Source organism: Variovorax sp. P2_H12 (genome assembly GCF_056403395.1).
Map to the genome: position 1 here is coordinate 1 of NZ_JBFUFO010000300.1, position 376 is coordinate 376.

The window sequence follows — 376 nt, forward strand, 5'->3', positions numbered from 1 at the left end:
CTGTACGACAAGGCGCGCACCGGCACCGACGCACGCAAGGGCGAGGGCTTCTTCGACATCCTCCGTGCCGACGTGAAGGCCGGCAAGCTGCCCGAGGTCTCGTGGATCGTCGCGCCCGAGGCCTTCACCGAGCACCCGAACTGGCCCGCCAACTACGGCGCCTGGTACATCTCGCAGGTTCTGGACGCGCTCACCTCCAACCCTGATGTGTGGAGCAAGACCGCGCTGTTCATCACCTACGACGAGAACGACGGCTTCTTCGACCACGTCGTGCCGCCCTTCCCGGCCGGCTCGGCCGCACAGGGCAAGTCCACCGTCGACGTCAGCGGCGACCTGTACGCGGGCGACAGCGGCCGCCCGGCGGGGGCTTACGGCC

The 376-nt window shown here is 68.9% G+C and carries 1 protein-coding gene; it reads left to right on the forward strand.

What is annotated here, in order from left to right; genetic code table 11:
* On the forward strand, positions 1–376 hold a 376-nt coding region (locus tag AC1DYK_RS36220), incomplete at both ends, for an alkaline phosphatase family protein (RefSeq protein ID WP_478170660.1).